This is a genomic window from Bradyrhizobium sp. BRP23, assembly GCF_020194135.1.
GTDB lineage: Bacteria > Pseudomonadota > Alphaproteobacteria > Rhizobiales > Xanthobacteraceae > Bradyrhizobium > Bradyrhizobium yuanmingense.
On the sequence record NZ_JADYVW010000003.1, the window covers coordinates 607,325 to 624,552 of the forward strand.

16 protein-coding genes are annotated in these 17,228 nt (G+C 64.9%); 4 read left to right on the plus strand and 12 right to left on the minus strand.

Going from position 1 to position 17,228, the window contains the following annotated elements:
• Positions 1–116: 116 nt before the first annotated feature.
• The 3 genes from I6F24_RS11050 to I6F24_RS11060 form a co-directional block, all read right to left on the minus strand.
• Entirely contained in the window at positions 117–2,015 is a 1,899-nt protein-coding gene (locus I6F24_RS11050) for a potassium transporter Kup (protein WP_036001442.1), read from the minus strand.
• Positions 2,016–2,188: 173 nt separating this feature from the next.
• Positions 2,189–3,019: a flagellar motor protein MotB gene (locus I6F24_RS11055; RefSeq protein WP_036001445.1), complete on the minus strand. Its 831-nt coding sequence runs from the start codon at positions 3,017–3,019 to the stop codon at positions 2,189–2,191.
• A gap of 23 nt (positions 3,020–3,042) precedes the next feature.
• Positions 3,043–3,816 carry a MotA/TolQ/ExbB proton channel family protein gene (locus I6F24_RS11060; protein WP_036001447.1) on the minus strand — a complete coding sequence of 258 codons (774 nt, stop codon included), beginning with the start codon at positions 3,814–3,816 and terminating at the stop codon, positions 3,043–3,045.
• Positions 3,817–4,117: 301 nt separating this feature from the next.
• On the opposite strand from I6F24_RS11060, the gene I6F24_RS11065 reads away from it, so the two are divergent.
• On the plus strand, positions 4,118–4,411 hold the full coding sequence (locus I6F24_RS11065; RefSeq protein WP_036001448.1) for a hypothetical protein: 294 nt from the start codon (positions 4,118–4,120) through the stop codon (positions 4,409–4,411).
• A gap of 117 nt (positions 4,412–4,528) precedes the next feature.
• On the opposite strand, the gene I6F24_RS11070 is transcribed toward I6F24_RS11065, so the two are convergent.
• From I6F24_RS11070 to I6F24_RS11085, 4 genes are all read right to left on the minus strand, one after another.
• Entirely contained in the window at positions 4,529–5,248 is a 720-nt protein-coding gene (locus I6F24_RS11070) for an RraA family protein (RefSeq protein WP_036001451.1), read from the minus strand.
• 124 nt (positions 5,249–5,372) lie between these two features.
• Positions 5,373–6,254, minus strand: a complete 882-nt coding sequence (locus tag I6F24_RS11075; RefSeq protein WP_036001453.1) for a phosphatidylcholine/phosphatidylserine synthase — start codon at positions 6,252–6,254, stop codon at positions 5,373–5,375.
• Positions 6,255–6,340: 86 nt separating this feature from the next.
• The gene (locus I6F24_RS11080; RefSeq protein WP_225112817.1) at positions 6,341–7,063 is read right to left on the minus strand and encodes a phosphatidylserine decarboxylase; all 723 of its coding nucleotides are present in this window, start codon (positions 7,061–7,063) and stop codon (positions 6,341–6,343) included.
• A gap of 55 nt (positions 7,064–7,118) precedes the next feature.
• Positions 7,119–9,077 (minus strand): ABC transporter ATP-binding protein/permease, encoded by a 1,959-nt coding sequence (locus I6F24_RS11085; RefSeq protein ID WP_225149445.1) that lies wholly within the window; start codon positions 9,075–9,077, stop codon positions 7,119–7,121.
• Between the two features lie 201 nt (positions 9,078–9,278).
• Between I6F24_RS11085 and I6F24_RS11090 the strand changes: the two genes are divergently transcribed.
• Positions 9,279–9,884, plus strand: coding sequence for a TIGR00730 family Rossman fold protein (locus I6F24_RS11090; RefSeq protein WP_036001463.1), 606 nt, complete (start codon positions 9,279–9,281; stop codon positions 9,882–9,884).
• Positions 9,885–9,987: 103 nt separating this feature from the next.
• Here the strand turns inward: I6F24_RS11090 and I6F24_RS11095 are convergent, their stop codons facing one another.
• The 4 genes from I6F24_RS11095 to cysS all read right to left on the minus strand — a co-directional run bounded on the left by I6F24_RS11095 (position 9,988) and on the right by cysS (position 14,091).
• Positions 9,988–10,365 (minus strand): VOC family protein, encoded by a 378-nt coding sequence (locus tag I6F24_RS11095; protein WP_225149733.1) that lies wholly within the window; start codon positions 10,363–10,365, stop codon positions 9,988–9,990.
• Between the two features lie 141 nt (positions 10,366–10,506).
• Complete coding sequence (gene cimA / locus I6F24_RS11100) at positions 10,507–12,105, minus strand: citramalate synthase (protein ID WP_225149444.1); 1,599 nt, start codon at positions 12,103–12,105, stop codon at positions 10,507–10,509.
• Positions 12,102–12,593 (minus strand): GNAT family N-acetyltransferase, encoded by a 492-nt coding sequence (locus I6F24_RS11105; protein WP_036001471.1) that lies wholly within the window; start codon positions 12,591–12,593, stop codon positions 12,102–12,104. Before I6F24_RS11105 ends, cimA begins: the two co-directional genes overlap by 4 nt.
• Positions 12,594–12,708: 115 nt before the next feature.
• A complete protein-coding gene (gene cysS / locus I6F24_RS11110) occupies positions 12,709–14,091 on the minus strand; it encodes a cysteine--tRNA ligase (protein WP_036022289.1) in 1,383 nt (460 codons plus the stop codon).
• A gap of 290 nt (positions 14,092–14,381) precedes the next feature.
• Between cysS and I6F24_RS11115 the strand changes: the two genes are divergently transcribed.
• Entirely contained in the window at positions 14,382–14,675 is a 294-nt protein-coding gene (locus I6F24_RS11115) for a hypothetical protein (RefSeq protein WP_036001478.1), read from the plus strand.
• Positions 14,676–14,814: 139 nt separating this feature from the next.
• The gene (locus I6F24_RS11120; protein WP_074447864.1) at positions 14,815–15,984 is read left to right on the plus strand and encodes a DUF2865 domain-containing protein; all 1,170 of its coding nucleotides are present in this window, start codon (positions 14,815–14,817) and stop codon (positions 15,982–15,984) included.
• A gap of 52 nt (positions 15,985–16,036) precedes the next feature.
• Here I6F24_RS11120 and I6F24_RS11125 read toward each other — a convergent pair whose 3' ends face one another.
• The gene (locus I6F24_RS11125; RefSeq protein WP_036001493.1) at positions 16,037–16,942 is read right to left on the minus strand and encodes a DUF2189 domain-containing protein; all 906 of its coding nucleotides are present in this window, start codon (positions 16,940–16,942) and stop codon (positions 16,037–16,039) included.
• Positions 16,943–17,228: the final 286 nt, after the last annotated feature.

The window sequence follows — 17,228 nt, forward strand, 5'->3', positions numbered from 1 at the left end:
TGCTTCACTGCACAACGGCGGAAGAGCGCGCGGCTTATAGTCCTGCGCCACCGGCATGGCCTAGCCCGATTCCGGGCCATAGCCATGCAAATCTGCATGGCTACGCCAGTTGCATTCTAGATGGTGACCTGGGTTCCGACTTCGACCACGCGGCCGGTGGGGATCTGGAAGTAGTCGGTGGCATCGTTGGCCGACCGGCTCAGCGCGATGAACACATGATCCTGCCAGAGCGGCATGCCCGACTGTGCCGAGGCCTTCAGTGACCTGCGCGACACGAAGAACGACGTCGACATGATGTCGAACTGCCAACCCTGCTTGCGCGCGATGGCGAGCGCCTTCGGCACGTTCGGCTGCTCCATGAAACCGAAGCGCAAGCGGACCTTGGAGAACTTTTCGCTGATCTTCTCCATCCTGAACCGCTCCGACAGATCGACCCGAGGCGTCTGCGCGGTCTCGATGGTCAGAATCACGTTGTGCTCATGCAGCACCTTGTTGTGCTTGAGATTGTGCAGGAGCGCGGTCGGCACGAACGCGGGATCGCTGGTCAGGAACACCGCGGTGCCCTTGACGATGTGCGGTGGCCGCTTCTCCAAACTGCGGATCAGATCGTCCAATGGCACCTCGATCCGGCGGGTCTTCTGGATCAGGATTGCGGAGCCCTTGCGCCAAGTCCAGATCGTCCCGGCCATGACGATGCCGAACAGCAGCGGCACCCAGGCACCTTCGAGCAGCTTGAGCAGGTTGGCGCTGAGGAAGCTCAAATCGACGATGACGAAGGGGACGATCACGGCTGCGGCCGTCGCGGCGCGCCAGTTCCACAACTTCCAGATCACGACGAAGCCCATGATGCCGTCGGCGACCATGGTGGTGGAGACGGCAATACCGTAGGCGGAAGCCAGATTGCTGGGGGTGTGGAACAGCAGCACCAGCAGCATCACGCCGATCAGCAGCAGGCGGTTGACGCGCGGCAGATAGATCTGGCCGGCATGGGATTCGGAGGTGTAACGCACCTCAAAACGCGGCAGGAGCCCGAGTTGCACGGCCTGGTGGACCAGCGAATAGGCGCCGGTGATCACCGCCTGGCTCGCGATCACGGTTGCGGCCGTCGCGAGTCCGACCAGCGGCAGGACGAGGCTCTCGGGCACCATGCGATAAAACGAATGCTCGATCGCGCTGGGATCGGACAGCACCAGCGCACCCTGCCCGAAATAGTTGACTAGAAGCGCCGGCAGCACGAAAAACATCCAGGCCGACTGGATCGGCTTGCGGCCGAAATGGCCGAGATCGGCATAAAGCGCCTCTCCGCCCGTCACCGCCAGGAACACCGCGCCGAGCGTCACGAGGCCGATCACACCGTGCGACAGCACGAACTGCACCGCATAGTACGGATTGATCGCCGCCAGCACCGTGGGATCGTCGGCGATGTGGACAGCCCCCATCACGGCGATGACGGTGAACCAGACCACCATCACCGGCCCGAAGGCCGAGGCGACCAATGCGGTTCCCTTGCTCTGCACGGCGAACAGCAGCACCAGAATGAGCACGGTGAGCGGCACGACATAGTGCTCGAGCGCGGGGGTCGCGAGCTTGAGGCCCTGCACCGCCGATAGCACCGAGATCGCCGGCGTGATCATGGAATCGCCGATGAACATCGAAGCGCCGATCACGCCGAGCGCGAGCAGGACCCAGCTTCGCCGCCCGAGCGCGCGCTGGCCGAGCGCCATCAGCGAGAGCGTGCCGCCCTCCCCGTTATTGTCGGCGCGCAGCAGCAAGAGGACATATTTGGCGGTGACGACGATCAGGAGCGCCCACAGGATCAGCGAGAGCACGCCGAGCACGATGACGCGCGAGACGGGCTCGCCATGGGCGGCGGCCTTGACGGCCTCGTGGAATGCATAGAGCGGCGAAGTGCCGATATCGCCAAAGACGACGCCGACACTCCCGAGCGTAAGGGCCCAAAAACTTGCGGTGGGCCGCCCGTCCTGGGTCTCGGCCTGTGTGATGCTCGCCGTCATGAAGGTGGAGAACGCTTCGTTCCTGAAATTGATCCGGCGCCTTTTGACGCTTCCGGTGCACCTGTCAATCGGCGCACCATCATAGCAGGCGCCGAGCCGGATGCTGTGACGCCACAGCCACGCTCATCGCCCGCGCGACGACATGCCTCAGGTAAGATGGTAGCGCAAGGGGGTTACGGCCTCAGATTCGGCGGCAGCGGCGGATCTTCGCGCATCAAGGTGATGGTCACCCGCCGGTTGGCTGCCAGTGAGGGATCGTCCGGAAACAGCGGCTGGGTATCGGCCTTGCCGGAGACGGCGAAGATGTGCGACGGCGGCAGGCCCTGGCGCTCGAGGATCTGGCGCACGGCGTTGGCGCGATCGGCCGACAGATCGAAGGCGCCATAGTCGCTGCGGGTCGGCACGAACCCCGCCGCGGTGTGGCCGGCGATGGAGACGCGGAGCGGCGTCGCCTTGAGCGGGATCGCGAGCTTCTCGACCAGGCGGCGGGTGCGGTCATAGGGCACCTTGGAGCCGTCGGCGAACATCGAGCGGCCGTCCTGGTCGACGATCTCGAGGTTCAGGCCCTGCTTGGTCTCCTCGAACATGATGTGCTTGGACATCTCGGTCAGTTCCGGCATGTCCTGCAACGCCTGGCGCAGCGAGGCTGCGGCCAGCGCGAAATTGCGGTCGACCTTGATCTTCGCGCCGGAGGTCTTTTCGCGGTCTTCCTGATCTGGCGTCGGCGTGTTGGAGGCATCTTCCGGCTGGATGTGGTCGACGTTCTTGAGCCGCGGGCGCGTCGGCAGGCCGTCGGATTCGACGATGCCGGAGTAGCGCGCCTCGGTCTGCACGCCGAACGCCTCGCGCATCGAGCCCGCGACGATCTTCAGCTTGTTGGCGTCTTGCGTGGAGAACGCGACCAGCATCACGAAAAACGCCAGCAGCAGCGCCATCAGGTCGGCGAAGGTCACGAACCAGCCGTGGCCGCCACCGTGAGCATTGCCGCGCTTCTTCTTGGCCATCTCTCAAAATCCAGGCGGCGGCCTCAAGCCGGCACCGGCTCGCCTTCGGTGTGACGATGCTTCTCCGGCAGATAGGCCAGCAGCATTTCGCGCACCAGGGTCGGGCTCTTGGAGTCGCGGATCATCAGGATGCCGTCGATGATCAAGGTGCGGTTGGTCTCTTCGTCCAGCAGCTTGCCGTGCAGCTTGTCCGCGATCGGCAAGCAGATCAGGTTGGCGACAACGGCGCCGTACAGGGTCGCCAGCAGCGCGGTGGCCATGAACGGGCCGAGCTTGGAGGGATCCGACATGTTGGAGAACATCTGCACCATGCCAAGCAGCGTGCCGATCATGCCGAACGCCGGGGCGCAGTCGCCGACGGCGCGGTAGATCTTGCTGCCTTCGTCGAGGTGCATCAGGAAGTTGTCCCGGTCGCGCTCCAGATTGTCGCGAATGAAATCGAGGTCGTAGCCGTCGGCAACATAGCGAATGCCCTTCGCGAGGAAGGGCTCGTCGGTCTCGACCTTTTCGAGTCCGACCGGGCCCTGCTTGCGGGCGATTTCCGCGATGCGGGCGAGCTCGTCGACAAGGTCGTGAGCCGACAGGCGGCTCAGGGTGAAAGCAAACTTCGCGCCCAGCGGTACGCCGTGGATCATCGCGGACAAAGGAAAGCGGATCATCGTCGCTGCGAACGACCCGCCGAAGATGACGATGACGGCGTGGATGTCGTAGAACATCCCGAACGTACCGCCCATCAGGATCAGCGACGACACAACAATGGCGCCTGCGACGAGGCCGACAAGTGTTGCGATATCCATGATCGACTCCAACGCCTACGCAACAACGGCCGTCCTGGCCGCTGGCGCGGCTCAACCCCGAACCGCATCGCAGACCCTAGAGCGCCGCCCTTAAAGGCGCGTAAAGGTTAAGTCTCGACGATGTGCCGCCTGCCGCCGCAATTTGTCCCGGTTGCCGTCCAGCGATAGGAATTTCAACCTTTCGCTAACCATAAGCAGGCGCCCACCACGTCACGTCGGCTGCGGCCCTCCGCCACATCGTGGACGGGGATCAGCTGGTGTCTGCTAGCGTTGCGACAGGGCCAATCGCGGAGCCAGCGCGATGTTGATGCTATTCGGTCTACTCACGGCGCTGCCCGCGGCGCTGGCGTTCCACCTGCTCGAGCCGGAACTCGTGCTTCCGGCGTTCAGCGTGCTGCTCTTTATCGAGGCCGCCTTCGCCGTGCTCGCGGCGCGGTTGATGCGCAGCGCCAACAGCGCAGACGATATCACCCTCTGGGACCTTGCCGGCGGCTTCACCCTGATCGGATGCGCAGCCGCCGTGCTCGGAGAACCGGATCAAGTCGCCCTGCTTCTGACCGAGCAAGGCGGCATTCGGCCGTCGTCCGGGCCGTAGATTGCCCTAAAGCGCGATGCGATTAGGATCAATCGTCATCGCGCTTTAGGTTATTGTTTGAGCATGATCTTTTCGGAAAACCGCTACACACTTTTCCGGATCACGCTCCAGCAGCCGTCAATGGATCTCCGCAGAGCGCTTCAGCGCGGCCTTGAGCTTCTCGAGCGAGAAGTCGGGACTGCGGGCGATCTCCAGGATCGGCGTCTCGCGGCGGCCGCACAGTTCGGCCGCCTCCGGCAGCTTTGCGGCAAGGTCGAGCGGGATCACGATGGCGCCATGCCGGTCGGCGTGAATGAGGTCGTCCGACTTCACGGTCATGCCGGCGACGCGCACCTCGCCGCCAAAGCTTTCCGCGTGCACCCAGGCGTGCGACGGGCCGATCGAGCCGGCCAGCGCCTGGAACCCTGGCGCCCATTGCGGGATGTCGCGGATCGAGCCGTCGGTGATGACGCCGAGGCAGCCGAGCGCCTTGTGCACGTTGCTCTGTACCTCGCCCCAGAACGCACCATAGCCGACGTCGGGTCCGTCGATGTCCTGGATCACCGAGATGCGCGGGCCATGGCCGGTGCCGACATATTCGTAATATGCGATTCGGCGCTTGGACTGCTCCTCGGCCGGAAGCGATGATTTCAGAACCGAGCGGATCGTCACCGTGCGGGCATAGCCGACGATCGGCGGCAGGTCGGGAAACGGACAGACCAGCTGCTTGGTGGTGTAGCCGATCAGCCGCCGCTCGGGCGCCACGATCTCCATGGCGTTGCAGATCGTCGGCGTATCGTAACGGCCCAGCGCTTCGAGGACGGAAGCGGGCAGCGGCCCGGTCGCGGAATTGGTCACGGCGTTCTCTCCCAGGTTGGCGGCGATTGATTGCGCGATGCCGCCGGCACAAGGGCGATATAGCCGAGATCGGACCTCGACCCAACTCAGGCAGGCTTCATGGCAGATATCCGCGAGGAGCGTTTTAGTGCAGTCGTCCGGGCCGATCGTCGTCTTGCGGCGGCTCCGACAAATTCGCCAGCGTCGGCGCCGAGGGCGGTGACGGGACCTCGCCTCCCGCCGGCGCGGTGGCTTCCATCGCGCGCGCCTGGTCGCGATAGGATTTGTAGCCGAGCGGCAGCGCGAGAAGGTACAGCACCGTGCCGATCGACAGCACGTGCCAGGGATAGGCGATCAGGAGCGCAATGAAGACGATCACGGCGACGAACGCCGGCAGCACCAGCTCGGGCGGCACGCGCATCCGCTTGGTCTTGCCGGAGAACACGGGCAGGCGCGACACCATCAGAAACGCGATCAGAAGCGTGTAGGCCGCGGTCACCGCCGCAGGTGTGCGCCCGACGTCGAGGAACGCGACATAGATCGGCAGCAGCACGGTGATCGCGCCGGCGGGCGCCGGCACGCCGGTGAAGAAATTGGCGGCGAAAGCCGGCTTGTTCGGATCGTCCATGGTGGCATTGAAGCGCGCAAGCCGCAGGCCGCCGGAGATCGCGAACACCATGGCGGCGATCCAGCCGGCATTGCCGAGCTCATGCAGCTGCCAGAAATACAGCATCAGGCCGGGCGCCACGCCGAAATTGACGAAGTCGGCGAGACTGTCGAGCTCGGCGCCGAACTTCGACTGCCCCTTGATCATGCGCGCGATGCGGCCATCGATGCCGTCGAGCGCGGCGGCGAACACGATTGCATAGACCGCGAGCGTCATCCGCCCTTCGATCGACAGGCGGATCGAGGTCAGGCCGGCGCAGATCGCCAGCAGCGTGATGACGTTGGGCACCAGCATCCGCACCGGGATCGGTCGGAACCGCCGGCGGCGGACGTCGGGATCCTTGAAATCGTAAGGCGTCATGGCTCGTCCTTATCTCGAGTCGAGATATAGCAAGCCGCGCCGCCCTCCGCCATTGCGGCGGAACGCCTGCGAGCACCGACTATTGGTTAATTGGCGCGGAACGCGCGGCCCGGGTCGTCGCCGGCAAGGTCGGCCAGGATCGTCTCTCCGGCGATCGCGGTCTGCCCTTCCGAGACCAGCGCCTTGGTACCCACGGGCAGGTAGACATCGAGGCGCGAGCCGAAGCGGATCAGGCCGAAACGCTCGCCGGCGCCGATCGCCTGCCCCTCCTTGACGAAGCAGACGATGCGCTTGGCGACCAGGCCGGCGATCTGGACCACGCCGATCCGCGCCGTCGGCGTCGTGATCACCAGCGAGTTGCGCTCGTTGTCCTCGCTCGCCTTGTCGAGCTCGGCGTTGATGAAGAGGCCGGGCCGGTAGGCGATACGATCCACCCTGCCCGCCACGGGCGCGCGGTTCACGTGGCAATTGAACACGCTCATGAAGATCGAGACGCGCGGCAGCGGCCGGTCGCCGAGCCCGAGCTCGGCCGGCGGCAGCGCCATGGTGATCATGGAGACACGCCCGTCGGCCGGCGACACCACGAGACCCTCGCGCGCCGGCGTCACACGGACGGGATCGCGGAAGAACAGCGCGCACCAAACGGTCAGGATCGTGCCGATCCACCCCAGCGGCGACCACAGCCAGAACAGGAGCAGGCTCGCCAGCGCAAAGGCGCCGATGAAGGGATAACCCTCCTTGTGGATCGGCGGGATCTGACGCTGGATCGAATCGAGAATGGACATTGCTTTTTGCCGGTCGGGGTTGATGCCAAGGGGTCGTCGCGCGGGCTTGTTTAGGCCAGAGTTGGGACCGGAGACAAGGTCACTCCGCCGCCGCGGGCGTCGTCAGGCTATCATCGACCGGCGGCGGCTCCCGGTTGGGCGCGGCATTGGTGTCGGCCATCTTGGCCAGCTTCTCGCGGGCCTCCTCGGCCTCGCGCTGCCTGTTCCACATGCTGGCATAGAGCCCGCCCTGCGCGAGCAGGCTCGCGTGAGTGCCGCGCTCGGCGATGCGGCCCTGGTCCAGCACGATGATCTCGTCGGCGCCGACGATGGTGGAAAGTCGATGCGCGATCACCAGGGAGGTGCGGTTCTTCGCCACGCGGTCGAGCGCCCCCTGGATCTCGTGCTCGGTATGAGTGTCGAGCGCCGAGGTCGCCTCGTCGAGCACCAGGATCGGCGGCGCCTTGAGCACCGTGCGCGCGATCGCGACGCGCTGCTTCTCGCCGCCCGACAGCTTCAGGCCGCGCTCGCCGACCTGGGTTTCATAGCCCTTCGGCGCCATGCGGATGAAGTGGTCGATCTGCGCCAGCCGCGCCGCCTCCTCGACCTCGGCATCGGTCGCATCCCAGCGGCCGTAGCGGATGTTGTAGCGGATGGTGTCGTTGAACAGCACGGTATCCTGCGGCACCATGCCGATCGATGCGCGCAGGCTGGCCTGCGTGACCTCGCGGATGTCCTGGCCGTCGATCAGGATCCTGCCGCCGGAGACATCATAGAGGCGAAACAGGAGCCGCGAGATGGTCGATTTGCCGGCGCCGGAGGGGCCGACGATGGCAACCGTCTTTCCGGCCGGCACTTCGAAGCTGATGCCCTTGAGGATGGGGCGCGCCGGCTCATAGGCAAAGCGCACGTCCTCGAAGCGCACCGTGCCGGCGGAGATGACCAGCGGCTTCGCGCCAGGCGCGTCCTTGATCTCGGCCTCGCGGCTGAGCACGCCGAACATCTTCTCGATGTCGATGATCGCCTGCTTGATCTCGCGATAGACCATGCCCATGAAGTTCAGCGGCTGGTAGAGCTGGATCATCATGGCGTTGACCAGCACGAAATCGCCGATGGTGTTGGTGCCGTTGCGCACGCCGATCGCGCACATCAGCATGGTCGCGGTCAGGCCCAGCGTGAAGATCACCGCCTGGCCTGTGTTGAGCACCGCAAGCGAGGTGTAGGTGCGGACGCTCGCCTCCTCGTAGCGCTCGACCGATCTGTCGTAGCGCTGCGCCTCGCGTGCCTCGGCACTGAAATACTTCACCGTCTCGTAGTTGAGCAGCGAGTCGATCGCCTTGGTGTTCGCCTCGGTGTCGGAATCGTTCATCTTGCGGCGGATGCCGATCCGCCACTCGGTCGCGACGTAGGTGTAGTACATGTAGAGCGTGACCGTGATCAGGGTCGCGACCACGTAGCGCCAGTCGAATTGCCAGAGCAGCACCGCCAGCAGCAGCGAGACCTCGACGATGGTCGGGATCAGCTGCAGGATCACCATGCGCACGATGACCTCGATGCCCTCGCGGCCGCGCTCGAGCACGCGCGTGAGGCCACCGGTCTTGCGCTCGAGGTGAAAGCGCAGCGACAGCTCGTGCATGTGGATGAAGGTGAGGGTCGCGAGCTTGCGCACCGCATGCATGGCGACGCGGGCGAAGATGCCGTCGCGCCATTGCGTCAGCACCGCCATCAGGATGCGCATCACGCCGTAGCTCGCGGTCAGCAGCAAAGGCGAGGCGATCACCCAGAGATGCCAATTGTCGGCCGCTACCGGCGCGGTGTTGGCGCCGGTCAGCGCATCCGTCGCCCATTTGAAGCTGAACGGCACGGTGAGCGTGATCAGCTTGGCGGCGAGCAACAGCACCAGCGACCAGACCACCCTCATCTTCAGGTCGAAACGGTCGCCCGGCCAGATGTAGGGCCACAGATGTGCTAGCGTGCCCATCAGCGTGGCCCCGGCCTGCGGTCCTGCCACGGAAGGATCAGGAACGTCGGCGCCGTCGAACGATTGAGGTTGGTCCATCAACAAACCCGAAAGCCCGCCGGATGCGGGCGAAACTGCGATTAACGATTTTCGCCCGTCATATAGAGCCTTCCCGATGCCCGCGCACCCCGCCAGATGGCGAATCTTCGATTGTTTGTCGCGATTTACCGGTAAATTCCCGGAAGTATCGAATCACCGTTTGGGCTTGACGCCACTTCGCTGCAATGCATCATGGCACCAATGAGCACGATCAAAACCGTCTGTGTCTATTGCGGCTCCGGCCCTGGAACAAATCCCAACTTCATTGAAGCGGCGAAGGCGCTCGGCAGAGCGTTGGCGGAAAACAAGATCCGTCTTGTTTATGGCGGCGGCTCGCTCGGCCTGATGGGCGCGGTTGCGACCTCCGTGCTGGATCACGGCGGCATGGTCACCGGCATCATCCCCGACTTCCTCCGGATGCGCGAGAATGCGCTGACGCGCGTGCAGGAGATGGTCGTCACGCCCGACATGCACGAGCGCAAGCGGCTGATGTTCGAGCGCTCCGACGCGTTCGTGGCCCTGCCCGGCGGGCTCGGCACGCTTGAGGAGCTGGTGGAGCAGCTGACCTGGCAGCAACTCGGCCGGCACGCCAAGCCGGTGCTGCTGGCCAATGTCGACGGCTTCTGGGAGCCGCTGTTCTCCCTGGTGGCCCACATGCGGCAGACCCAGTTCATCCGTGCCGGCCTCACCGTCGATATCCTGAAGGCGGACAAGGTCGAGGAGATCATCCCACGGCTGCGCGCCGCGGCGGCGCAGATCCCTGACGACCAGCGCGATCTCGCGCCCGACGTGGCCCGGCGGCTCTAAAGCATGATCCGGAAAAGTGTGAAGCGGTTTTCCGATCATGGTCAAACAACAACCTAAAGCGCGATGACGATCCATCCTAATCGCATCGCGCTTTAGACCGTCCCTATTCCTGCGGAAACGTCACCGCCTCGATCCGGTTGCCGTCGGGATCGGTGACGAAGGCGGCGTAGTAGCGCACGCGATCGTGCGGGCGGAGGCCCGGTGCGCCGTCGGAGGCGCCGCCAGCGGACAGCGCAGCTGCGTGAAACGCATCGACCTCGGCCGCGGTTTTCGCCCGCAGGCAGATGTGCACGCCGCTCTCCGGCGCGACACGCGGCATGCCCTCGCGCAGATTGATCCAGAACTCCGGATAGGCCTTGCCAAACCCGATCGTCCGCGGCCGCGTGACGAGGCGCGCGAGGCCGAGTGTGGCGAGCGCGGCCTCGTAGAATCTGGCGGCGCGGTCGAGATCGCTGACGCCGACGGAGATATGGTCGATCATGGCGGTGCCTTTCCCCATCCTCGGTGTCATCGCCCGGCTTGACCGGGCGATCCAGTACTCCGTGACAGCCGTAGATAAATCGATGGGCCGCAGCGTACATGGATTCCCCGCCTTCGCGGGGAATGACAGTCGTCGTGGGGGTTACGCCGGCGCGTCCGACTTCACGAGCTTGTAGATTACCGAATCCATCAGCGCCTGGAACGAGGCATCGATGATGTTCGGGGACACCCCGACCGTGGTCCAACGATCGCCGTTCTCGTCCTCGCTCTCGATCAGCACGCGCGTGACCGCGCCGGTGCCGCCATTGAGGATACGGACGCGATAGTCGATCAGTGTCAGGCCCTCGATGAACTTCTGGTACTTGCCGAGGTCCTTGCGCAGCGCGACGTCGAGCGCGTTGACGGGACCGTTGCCTTCGGCCGCCGAGATCAGATGCTCGCCGGCGACGTCGACCTTGACCACCGCGAGCGCCACCGTGACGCGTTCGCCGAGCGCGTTGTAGCGCTGCTCGACGTTGACGTCGAACTGCTCGACCTCGAAATAATGCGGCACCTTGCCGAGCGTGCGGCGCGCCAGGAGCTCGAACGAGGCGTTGGCGGATTCATAGGCATAGCCGGCCGCCTCGCGCTCCTTCAATTCCTCGACGAGACGCGTCAGCTTGGGATCGCTCTTCTCGTAAGGGATACCGGCGCGGTCGAGCTCGGCGATGACGTTGGAGCGTCCGGCCTGGTCGGACACCAGCACCTTGCGGTGATTGCCGACCAGCTCCGGCAACACATGCTCGTATGTCTGCGGATCCTTCAGCACGGCGGAGGCATGGATGCCGGTCTTGGTGACGAAGGCGCTCTCGCCGACGTAAGGAGCATGCCGGTTCGGCACGCGGTTGAGCATGTCGTCGAGCGTGCGCGACACCTTGACGAGCATCGCCAGCTTCTCGGTGGTGACGCCGATCTCGAAAGCGTCGGCAAACCCCGTCTTCAGCTTCAGCGTCGGGATCAGCGAGCAGAGATTGGCATTGCCGCAGCGCTCGCCGAGGCCGTTCAGCGTGCCCTGGATCTGCCGCGCGCCGGCACGCACCGCGGCGAGCGAATTGGCCACCGCCTGCTCGGTGTCGTTATGGGCGTGGATGCCGACGTGATCGCCGGGGATGTGCCTGGTCACGTCTCTGACGATGGCCTCGACCTCATCGGGCATGGTGCCGCCGTTGGTGTCGCACAGCACCACCCAACGCGCACCGGCATCGAAGGCGGCCTTGGCGCAGGCGAGCGCGAAGGCGGCGTCTTCCTTGTAGCCGTCGAAGAAATGCTCGCAATCGAGCATCACCTCGCGGCCGGCCGCCTTCGCCGCCGCGACGCTGTCGCGGATCGAGGCGAGATTTTCTTCCTTCGTGGTCTCCAGCGCCACGCGGACCTGATAGGCCGACGCCTTCGCCACGAAGCAGATCGCGTCCGCCTTCGCTTCCAAAAGGCCCGCGACGCCCGGGTCGTTCGAGACCGACCGGCCTGCCCGCCGCGTCATGCCGAAGGCGGTGAAGCGCGCATGATTGAGCTTGGGCTTGGAGCCAAAGAACTCGGTGTCGAGCGGGTTGGCGCCGGGATAGCCGCCCTCGACATAGTCGATGCCGAGATCATCGAGCATCGCCGCGATGACCTGCTTGTCCGCCAGCGTGAAGTCGACGCCGTTGGTCTGCGCCCCATCGCGCAGCGTGGTGTCGAACAGATAGAGACGCTGCTTGCTCATTGCCCCGCTCCGAGCGTCTTCTTCATGGTGGTGTTGGCGAGCCACTCGTCGTTGATGGTGACGCTGTTGCGCTGCTGGGCGGTGTAGCCGCGCTTGGCGAAGAAGCCCTCCGCGGTATCGCTGGCGTCGACCGAGAGGCTCTTGGCGCCGCGGCCGCCGGCGAGCTTCTCCAGCGCGTCGACCAGCATGGTCGCGATGCCCTGCCCGGCCACGGCCGGATGCACATAGAGCATGCGGATGTGATCATTGCCGCGCAGCGAGGCGAAGCCGACAGGCGAGCCTTCCAGCGTCGCGATCAGCGTCAGGTCGGACGCAAGCCGCTTGCCGAACTCCTCGTCCTCGGCCGCCGCCATCCAGGCTTCCTGCTGCGCCTCGCTATAATCGTCGCCGGTCAACTCCTCGATGCTGGCGGCGAAGATCGCGGCGAGCATCGGCACATCCGCCGGCAGGAAGGGCCTCAGTGCGGGCTTTGGCAAAGTCTGTCCCATCGTCCTTACCACATCCCATAAAGCTTGAGCACGATCGCCACCGCGCCGGCGAGCAGCGCGATTTTCAGCGCGATGTAATAGAGCCAGTGCCGCGGGAAAGGCGTCTCGGGGCGCTTCATCGGGCGATCTCCCAGGTGGTGCCTTCCTTGGAGTCCTTGATCGCGACGCCCATCGCAGCGAGCAGATCGCGAATGCGGTCGGACTCGCCAAAGTCCTTGCGGCTACGCGCAGCTGTTCGCTCCGCGAGCAGGCGCTCGACCTCCTTGGCGTCGATCCCGCTCGCCTGCTGCTTGCGCCCTTCCCACTGCGCCGCGCTCTCGGAGAGGAATCCGAGCAGCCGCAACGAGCCCGCAAGACCTGCGATATCGTTGCCGCGGAGGCCGTGCAGCGCCGCGATCGCCTGCGGCGTGTTGAGGTCGTCGAGCAGCGGTTCGACCACCGACGGAGCCGGCTCGCCGGACACGACATCGGCCGCGACGCGATACCAGTCGTCGAGCGTCTTGGCGCTCTCCTCCAGCGACTTCATGGTCCAGTCGATCGGCGAGCGGTAATGCGTCTTGAGCATGTTGAGGCGCAGCACCTCACCCGGCCAATCCCTGAGCAGCTCGTGGATCGTGATGAAGTTGCCGAGGCTCTTCGACATCTTCTCGCTCTCGACCTGCAAGAAGCCGTTGTGCATCCAATAATTCGCCATGCGCTCGCGATGGAAGGCGCAGCAGGTCTGCGCGACCTCGTTCTCGTGGTGCGGAAACACGAGATCGATGCCGCCGCCATGGATGTCGAAATGCTCGCCGAGATGCTTCCAGGCCATCGCTGAGCACTCGATGTGCCAGCCCGGACGCCCCTCCGCCTTGATGCCGGATGGCGACGGCCAGGACGGCTCGCCCGGCTTCGACGGCTTCCACAGCACGAAGTCGGTCGCATCGCGCTTGTAGGGCGCAACATCGACCCGCGCGCCGGCGATCATCTCGTCGAGCGAGCGCTTCGACAGCGCGCCATAGCGCGGCAGCGCGGAATTGGCCGCGTTCATCGCCTGCGGCGAGAACAGCACGTGGTTCTCGGCGACATAGGCAAAGCCGCCGGCGACCAGCTTCTCGATGATCTCGCGCATCTCGCCGATATGCTCCGTGGCGCGCGGCTCGACGCTCGGCCGAAGCGCGCCGAGCGCATCGACGTCGGCATGAAACTGCTTGCCGGTCTGCTCGGTGACCTTGCCAATGGCCTCGTTCAGCGGCAGGCCGGGAAAGTCGCGCGCGGCGCGGTCGTTGATCTTGTCGTCGACGTCGGTGATGTTGCGGACATATTTGACGTGCGCCTCGCCGTAGATGTGGCGCAGCAGCCGAAACAGCACGTCGAACACGATCACCGGCCGCGCATTGCCGATATGGGCGAAGTCATAGACCGTCGGTCCGCAGACATACATGCGGACGTTGTTCGGATCGAGCGGCACGAAGGTGCGCTTTTCCCGGCTCAGCGTATCGTAAAGACGCAATTCCATGACAACCCATCCCTCTCGGCCGGGCGTCCAAGGCTCTCAATGTGTTTGAGAAAAGACGGCTCCAGCCAGCGAATCGCTAGCTCGTAATCTCGCGGCAAATGGCGCAAATGGCGAGGAGACCGTTCATGCGGCCACATATGGGCCACCACGGGCCCCGGCGTCAAGGGCCGCGAAAATGCCGTTTTTGCCTCCGCAAGGGGCGCGGCCTGCCTTAAGGCTTCATGATCCCCTAACCATTTGAGCCCATTCTGAAACCCGCGGTTCCCTAGTTTTTTGCCCCCGGTATTTTCATGCGATCCCTGCTCGCGCTCATTTTCAGCGCCTCGCTCCTTGCAGCACCTCAGGCGTGCGCCGAGACCCGCGTCTTCATCATCGCCGACCAGTGCCTGTCCAAGAACGACACCAAGGGCGACACATGCGGCGCCTCCGCCGCGCGCACCTATTGTCAGTCACGAGATTTTGCAAAGGCATCAGGCTATCGCCGGGTCGATCCCGACGAAATTACCGGCTCCGTCCCCAAAACCGGCACAAACTGCTCCCATGGCCATTGCGACGAATATGTCGCAATCACCTGCCAGCGCTGAATTCCCTCGGAGCTGGCGGACCTTAGGACCAGTTCGGCCCCTGAAACGACGTGACGATGCCGCGGGAAGCGGCTATTGGAGGGCGCGCTTCGGCCCCCACCTCACTTGGATGATCACGCTGGGCCGTGACCTCGCTAGAATGGCGGATATGCCTGAATTCTTCTCTCTCCTCCGTGCCCGCTCCCTCCTTGCTTGCACCGTGCTCCTCGGCACACTCGTGCTCGCCGATGGCGCTTTGGCGCAGGCCGGCCCGCCGCCCCAGCCCGGCCAGAACGGGCTCGGACCGAACCCGATGTGCGTGCGGCTGGAAGCCCAACTCGCCGCGCTCGATCGCGGCGGAGGTGATGCCGCGCGCGAAGAGCAGATCCGCCGCTACCAGGATTCCCAGGCCAAGCAGCAGGCCGAGCTCGACCGTGTCACCATGCAGGCCAAGCGCATGGGCTGTGATTCCTCCGGCTTCTTCTCGCTGTTCAACGGCCAGTCGGCGCAGTGCGGCCCGGTCAACACCCAGATCCAGCAGATGCGCGCCAATCTGGACCAGATCACCGGCAGTCTGGAGCGGCTGCGCGGCGGTCCCGGCGCCAACCCGGAGCGCGACAACCAGCGCCGCTCGGTGCTGATGGCGCTGGCGCAGAACAATTGCGGCCCGCAATATGCCAATGCCGTGCAGCAGCAGGGCGGCGGCAACTTCCTCAGCAATCTGTTCGGCGGCAACAACCCGAACAATCCGCAGGCCATGCCGCCCTCCGATCTCGGCCCGCAATCCGGCACCTTCCGCACCGTCTGCGTGCGCACCTGCGACGGCGCCTATTTCCCGATCTCCTTTGCCACCGTGCCGGCGCGCTTCCCTGACGATGAGAAGACCTGCAAGGCGCTGTGCCCGGCCGCGGAAGCCGTGCTCTACAGCCATCGCAATCCCGGCGAGGATATGAACGCTGCGGTCTCGATCGGCGGCCAGCCCTACACGGCGCTGCCGACCGCATTCAAATTCCGCAGCGAGTTCAACCCTTCCTGCTCCTGCAAGGCGGCGGGACAGACCTGGGCGGATGCGCTGAAATCGGCCGATGACAAGGCCGCGGCCGAGCAGCAGGGCGACATCATCGTCACCGAGGAAAGCGCCAGGAAGATGCAGCAGCAACGACTCAACAAGGGCGCGCCGCAGCCTGCCAATGCCAAGAAAGGCGCGGCTCCTGCGCCAGCAACTGCTGCCGCACCGGTCGCCACGCCACCCGCGGACGCGAGCCCCGCGTCGGAGAACAAGCCGATCCGCTCGGTCGGCCCCACCTTCCTGCCGCAGCAGCAGAAGTAGGCCGTCGCTCTGTCATGCTCCGCGCGGGCGTCCCAGCGCGGCCGTTCCGCTGTTACGGCTCGCCCTCGCGGCTCCACGGGAAGAGATTGGCCGGAAAGTCTGCTGCGTAGCGCCTGCCCTTCCGGGGCGGAAGCGGTGCATCCGGTGGGTTCGGATTGGGCTCGACCACCCGCCGATAGAGGTGCCAGGTGGCATGACCGAGCACCGGCAGAACGACGGCGAGACCGACGAAGAGCGGCAGCGAGCCGATCACGAGCAGAGCCGCCACGATGAGGCCCCATCCGGCCATCGCAACCGGATTCGCCGCCACCGCTCGGAGCGACGTGCGGATCGCGTCGATCGCCGTCGCATGACGGTCCAGCATCAACGGAAATGACACGACGCTAACGCACAATGCCACAACCGCAAACAGGAAGCCGACACCGCAACCGATGATGATGAGCGACCAGCCTTCGGGTGTCGTCAGCACGCGCGTTGCGAAGTCGGGTATGCTTGCGGCCGCAGCGTGACCGAAGATCGCGACATAGATTGCGTTCGCGGCACCGATCCAGGCCCCGAACAGGACCAGCAGGAGCACGCCGAGTTCGACCATGGCGCCGAACGACGGTGCGCGCAGCACCTTGATCGCATCCCATGCTTCGACCTCTTCGCCGCGCTCGCGACGACGGCTGAGTTCGTAGAGACCGATCGCGGCAAAAGGACCGATCAAGGCAAAGCCGGCGGCCAGCGGAAACAGTAGCGGCAGCACCGAATAGCCGAGCACCATCCTGAACAGGACGAGACCGAGAACGGGATAAATCAGGCACACGACGATCGCGTGACTCGGCATCGCCTGGAAATCACCCCAACCCAGGCGCAGGACCTCGGTCAGGTCGGACAAGCTTATCTTGCGAATGGGATAGGAGGTCGCTTCGCCGAATGCGCGCCGCCTGATGTCGTGGGAGTACAGAGTGGCCATGTACGGACCCTCCCGAGCTGAAAATCGCGGTTTTCGACAACACGCGCTCTTCAGCCACGCGTGTCCGCCTGACGAGCAGGAAACGCGATGGGTCTGGTACGGCAACCCAGGTTCAGTAACCGAGCCTGGCCGGACGGAACCCGTCGCGACCTGCCCGGCAAGCTTAGCGCGCGCGGAGCACGACTGCACTCACGGTTGGGTGAATTGCGCACCAGCACGGATTTGTGCGTTGCATCACCCAAACCGAACAATGGGCACCGGATGCTTGTCGGTTTGCCAGCACCGG

Bases quoted from the DNA above. Each gene is read 5' to 3' on its own strand.
- I6F24_RS11050 (WP_036001442.1), bottom strand. From the start codon at position 2,015: ATGACGGCGAGCATCACACAGGCCGAGACCCAGGACGGGCGGCCCACC.
- I6F24_RS11055 (WP_036001445.1), bottom strand. From the start codon at position 3,019: ATGGCCAAGAAGAAGCGCGGCAATGCTCACGGTGGCGGCCACGGCTGG.
- I6F24_RS11060 (WP_036001447.1), bottom strand. From the start codon at position 3,816: ATGGATATCGCAACACTTGTCGGCCTCGTCGCAGGCGCCATTGTTGTG.
- I6F24_RS11065 (WP_036001448.1), top strand. From the start codon at position 4,118: ATGTTGATGCTATTCGGTCTACTCACGGCGCTGCCCGCGGCGCTGGCG.
- I6F24_RS11075 (WP_036001453.1), bottom strand. From the start codon at position 6,254: ATGACGCCTTACGATTTCAAGGATCCCGACGTCCGCCGCCGGCGGTTC.
- I6F24_RS11085 (WP_225149445.1), bottom strand. From the start codon at position 9,077: ATGGACCAACCTCAATCGTTCGACGGCGCCGACGTTCCTGATCCTTCC.
- I6F24_RS11090 (WP_036001463.1), top strand. From the start codon at position 9,279: ATGAGCACGATCAAAACCGTCTGTGTCTATTGCGGCTCCGGCCCTGGA.
- I6F24_RS11095 (WP_225149733.1), bottom strand. From the start codon at position 10,365: ATGATCGACCATATCTCCGTCGGCGTCAGCGATCTCGACCGCGCCGCC.
- cimA (WP_225149444.1), bottom strand. From the start codon at position 12,105: ATGAGCAAGCAGCGTCTCTATCTGTTCGACACCACGCTGCGCGATGGG.
- I6F24_RS11105 (WP_036001471.1), bottom strand. From the start codon at position 12,593: ATGGGACAGACTTTGCCAAAGCCCGCACTGAGGCCCTTCCTGCCGGCG.
- cysS (WP_036022289.1), bottom strand. From the start codon at position 14,091: ATGGAATTGCGTCTTTACGATACGCTGAGCCGGGAAAAGCGCACCTTC.
- I6F24_RS11115 (WP_036001478.1), top strand. From the start codon at position 14,382: ATGCGATCCCTGCTCGCGCTCATTTTCAGCGCCTCGCTCCTTGCAGCA.
- I6F24_RS11120 (WP_074447864.1), top strand. From the start codon at position 14,815: ATGGCGGATATGCCTGAATTCTTCTCTCTCCTCCGTGCCCGCTCCCTC.
- I6F24_RS11125 (WP_036001493.1), bottom strand. From the start codon at position 16,942: ATGGCCACTCTGTACTCCCACGACATCAGGCGGCGCGCATTCGGCGAA.